Origin of the sequence: Micromonospora citrea (assembly GCF_049629545.1) — a bacterium.
GTDB lineage: Bacteria > Actinomycetota > Actinomycetes > Mycobacteriales > Micromonosporaceae > Micromonospora > Micromonospora citrea_A.
In genome coordinates this window covers 259,897-264,059 of the sequence record NZ_JBNADX010000006.1, presented here as the reverse complement: position 1 = coordinate 264,059, position 4,163 = coordinate 259,897, and the positions used below count along the sequence as shown (strand labels likewise).

Sequence of the window (4,163 nt, the reverse complement as noted above, 5' to 3'; positions counted from 1 at the left end):
CCGTCCGGTGGCGGGATGCTGGCGGTGGGCGCGTCCGAGGCGGAGATCCGCGAGGTCACCGACTGCGGCAGCGCAGGTGGTGTGGATGTCGCGGCCGTGAACGGTCCCCGGTCGGTCGTGGTGTCCGGCCCGGTGGCCGAGTTGGATCGGGTCGAGCGGGTGTGTGTCGAGCGGGGTTGGCGGGTCAAGCGGCTGTCGGTCAGTCACGCGTTCCACTCGCGTCTGATGGAGCCGATGCTGGACGAGTTCCGGGCGGTCCTGGCCGGGCTGGACTGGCGTGCGCCGAAGTTGCCGATCGTGTCGAACCTGACCGGCCGGGTCGCGGACCCGACGGACATCGCGGGGCCCGACTACTGGGTGCGGCACGTGCGAGAAGCGGTCCGCTTCGGCGACGCGGTGGCCACTCTGCACCAGGCCGGCGTGAGCACGTTCCTGGAAGTGGGTCCGGACGCCACGCTGACGGCGATGGCCGCCGACACCTCCACCGACCGGCCGACCCACCACGTCGCCGCCCTGCGCCGCGACCAACCCGAAACCACGGCACTGGTCACCGCCCTGGCTCGCCTGCACGTCACCGGCACCCCCGTCGACTGGACGCACTGGTTCACCCACACCGGCCACCAGCCCCGCACCGTCGACCTGCCCACCTACGCCTTCCAGCACCAGCGGCACTGGCTGCACGACAACCCGCCGGCCGGCACGCCGGACAGCGCCACCGGCCCGGGCACCGACGAGCGGTTCTGGGCGGCGGTGGAGCAGGAGGACCTGGCCGGGCTGGGGGAGGAGTTCCAGCAGGCGGCCGAGCAGCCGCTGAGTGCGCTGCTGCCGACGCTGGCACGGTGGCGGCGGGCGGGACGCCGACGCGCCACCGCCGACTCCTGGCGCTACCGGATCGACTGGCAGGCCGTACCCGACGTCGAACCGGCGTTGTCGGGGACCTGGCTGCTGCTGGTGCCGTACACCGGCGTCGACGACGCGCTGCTCACCGCCGTGACCGACGGTCTGACGGCGGCCGGCGCGCAGGTCCGGCCGGTGCTGCTCGACGGCCCGGCCGACCGGGAGTTGGTGGCGAAGGCGCTGCGCGACGTCGGCGAGGTCGCCGGGGTGGTGTCTCTGCTGTCACTGTCCGGCCCGCAGCTCGGCGAGGTGCTGGCGGCGGCCCAGGCGCTCGGTGCGTCCGGTGTGGGTGGTCGGGTGTGGTGGGTGACCCGGGGTGCGGTGTCGGTGGGTCGGTCGGATGCGTCGGTGGATCCGGTGGCGGCGGCTGTCTGGGGTTTGGGTCGGGTGGCGGCGTTGGAGGATCCGCGCCGGTGGGGTGGCCTGGTGGACGTGCCGGAGGTGGTCGACGCGCGGGCGGTGCGGCGCTGGTGCGGTGTGTTGGCGTCGGGGGTTGAGGATCAGGTGGCGGTGCGGTCGTCGGGAGTGTTCGTCCGGCGTCTGGTGCGGGCTGCTGATGATGTGGTGCGGCGTGGGTTCCGGTTGTCGGGCACGGTGTTGGTGACCGGTGGTACGGGTGCGCTCGGCTCTCGCGTCGCGGAGTGGGCGGTGCAGGCCGGGGCCGATCATGTGGTGTTGACCAGCCGGCAGGGTGAGCGGGCCCCCGGTGCGGTCGAGCTGGCCGAGCGGGTGCGTGCCGCCGGGGCCCGGGTGACGGTGGCGGCCTGCGACGTGGCCGACCGGGCGGCGCTCGCCGCGCTGCTCGACGACCTCCAAGGCGACCCGGTCCGCGCGGTCGTGCACGCCGCCGGCGCGGCGCACTCCACCCCGCTGGCCGAGCTGAGCGCCGACGAACTGGCCCACGTCCTGCGCGCCAAGGTGGACGGCGCCACCCACCTCGACGACCTGCTGCCCGACGGGCTGGACGCGTTCGTGGTGTTCTCCTCCATCGCCGGAGTGTGGGGCTCGGCCGGCCAGGCCGGCTACGCCGCCGCCAACGCGTACCTCGACGCCCTCGTCGCCCGGCGACGGACCCGCGGCCTCGCCGGCACCGCCGTGGCCTGGGGCCCCTGGGCCGGCGGCGGCATGGCGCACGGCGAGCAGCAGGACCAACTCGCCCGGCGCGGCCTGCCCGCGATGGCACCCGACCTGGCGATCACCGCCCTGCAGGGCGCCCTCGACCGGGACGACACCGCCGTGGTCGTCGCCGACGTCACCTGGGACCGGTTCGCCGCCTCCTTCACCGCCCTACGCCCCAGCCCACTGCTCGGCGAGATCCCCGAGGCCGGCACGGCCGACCGGCCGGAGCCGCCGGCACCGGACGCGGGCGCGCCACAGGCGCTGCGGGACCGGCTCGCCACCGCCGGCGAGGCCGAACGGGACCGCATCCTCCTCGACCTGGTACGCGGCACCGCCGCCACCGTCCTCGGCCACCGCACCCCGGCCGCGATCCGGGCCGGGCGTGGCTTCCTGGAACTCGGCTTCGACTCGCTCACCGCCGTCGAACTGCGCAACCGGCTCACCACCGAAACCGGACTCACCCTGCCCACCACCCTCGTCTTCGACCACCCGACGCCCACGGCGCTCGCCGCGCACCTGCGCGCCGAACTGACCCCTCACGGGTCGGCCACCCCGGTCGTCGCCGAGATCGACCGACTCGACCAGCTCCTGCGCGACGTCCCCGGCGAGCGACGCGGCGACGCGGAGATCACCCGCCGGCTGGAGGACCTGCTCACCCGGTGGCGGGGCGGCGACGCCCCGACCGCACCGGCCACCCCCGACGGTGAACCGGCCGCCGACCTGGCCGCCGCCACGTCCGACGACATCTTCGACATCATCCAGCGGGAGTTCGGCAAGTCGTGACCACCGTCCGCCCCCGGGCGGGTGTCGACGTCCTCGACCGAGGCCCCGACACCCGCCCTAGGGGTGCGCCGCGTCCGTCTAGGGGTGTGCCGCCACCGGATCGCCTCCATAGGGTCGGAGCCCGTCAGGTGGTCGTACCCGGCCCGCGCGGCGACGCGCCGGCCGGGCGGTGGGGGTGCGCGCGGGTGCCCGGAGACACGGGAGGTGCCGGGTGACCCGGATCCGCCAACTCGTCGCGATCAGCGACCTGCACGTGGTGTACGCGGAGAACCGCGCCGTCGTCGAGGCGCTGCGCCCCGACGACGACGAGGACTGGCTGATCGTCGCCGGTGACGTCGGCGAGTTCGCCGCCGACGTCGAGTGGGCGCTCGCACTGCTCCGCGACCGGTTCGCCAAGGTCATCTGGGCGCCGGGCAACCACGAACTGTGGACACCCCGCGACGACACCGTCCAACTGCGGGGCGAGGCGCGCTACCGGCACCTGGTCGAGCTGTGCCGCCGCCTCGGCGTGGTCACCCCGGAGGACCCGTACCCGGTGTGGGACCCGGACGGCGATCCCGTCCTCGTCGCCCCGCTCTTCGTCGGATACGACCACACGTGGCGGCCCCCGGGAACGTACACCCGGGAGCAGGCGCTGGCCCGCGCGCACGAGACCGGGGTGGTCTGCACCGACGAGATCCTGCTGCACCCCGACCCGTACCCGAGCCGGGACGCCTGGTGCCGGGCCCGGGTGATCCAGACCGAGCGACGCCTCGACGCGGAGCGCGGCGGGCTGCCCACCGTGCTGGTCAACCACTATCCGCTGGTCCGCGAACCGACCCGGATCCTGCGCTTCCCGGAGTTCGCCCAGTGGTGCGGCACCGACCTCACCGCCGACTGGCACCTGCGCTACGACGCCCGCGTCGCCGTCTACGGCCACCTGCACATCCCCCGCACCACCTGGTACGACGGCGTCCGGTTCGAGGAGGTGTCCGTCGGCTACCCCCGCGAGTGGCGGCGTCGGGCCACCCCGCCGGGGCGGCTGCGGACAATCCTGCCGGCCCCCGCCCGGCACCTCGGCTGACCGGGCGCTCCCGGCCGGTCCGACCCACCGCACGCTGCGGATATCCGGTCGCCGGGCGGGTGCGAATGAGGGGTCCGTAGGGGTTGGGCCGCCCCGCACCGCTCAGTACCGTCCAGTCACGGTGGCGGTCGGATGCCGGCATTCCCGGTCGTGCGGTGGCGTGCGGGTGATCAGCGGTGAGGACAACACGTTGAAGCGGTGAGTGCGTTCGCCATCGGTCGCGCCGGTCAGTGACGCCGAGCCGGATCGATGGCCTGAAGTCGGTGGAATCGATCGGCAGCAAGCTCCGGGCGGGTGGGTC

General features: G+C 74.5%; 2 protein-coding genes. Both read left to right on the top strand.

Annotation, left to right across the window (positions count from 1 at the left end; translation table 11 throughout):
• Window positions 1-2,799, top strand: a 2,799-nt coding sequence (locus tag ACPFP2_RS09875) for an SDR family NAD(P)-dependent oxidoreductase (protein WP_424088232.1), incomplete at its 5' end; no start/stop codon positions are given.
• Between the two features lie 211 nt (window positions 2,800-3,010).
• Entirely contained in the window at window positions 3,011-3,862 is an 852-nt protein-coding gene (locus tag ACPFP2_RS09870; protein ID WP_424088230.1) for a metallophosphoesterase family protein, read from the top strand.
• Window positions 3,863-4,163 lie beyond the last annotated feature (301 nt).